Origin of the sequence: Rahnella ecdela (assembly GCF_019049625.1) — a bacterium.
Taxonomy (GTDB): domain Bacteria; phylum Pseudomonadota; class Gammaproteobacteria; order Enterobacterales; family Enterobacteriaceae; genus Rahnella; species Rahnella ecdela.
Genome location: NZ_JAFMOY010000042.1, coordinates 1 through 446, shown reverse-complemented (window position 1 = coordinate 446; position 446 = coordinate 1). Strand labels below are relative to the sequence as shown.

Here is a 446-nt window from a genome sequence, read left to right as displayed (position 1 = left end):
TATAAGTCATGTCACTCACCCAATGCGTATTTGGGGTTGGGACAACGAACTGGCGTTCAAGGTAATTTGGACTGGCAAAAGAAGGCTTTCCGCCACCGTAATAGCGTCGTTTTCGGTATCCAGTCTGAGATGCTAGTTCAGCGAGCCTCATCAGGCGCGCGATCCTGTTACGTCCGACGCATTCACCCAGATCTTTCATATCGAGCCAGATTTTTCGATAGCCGTAAACCGTACCGCTTTCAAGCCACAGTTGTTTAATCAAGCCTGTTTGCCGTTCATCTTGCCGGGTACGCAAAGATTTAGGCCGCTTTAGCCACTGGTAATAACCGCTGTGATGGAGGCCAAGAACCAGGCATAACCTGCGTACAGCATAAAAGGACGACATTTTTTTAATGAAGGCGTACTTCAGCCTGACGTTCTTGCAAAGTACGCGGCTGTAGATTCAA

Annotated in this window: 1 pseudogene; it reads right to left on the bottom strand. The window is 48.4% G+C overall.

Going from position 1 to position 446, the window contains the following annotated elements:
- A pseudogene (locus tag J1784_RS00190) lies at window positions 1–433 on the bottom strand (IS3 family transposase); the annotation flags it as partial.
- Window positions 434–446 lie beyond the last annotated feature (13 nt).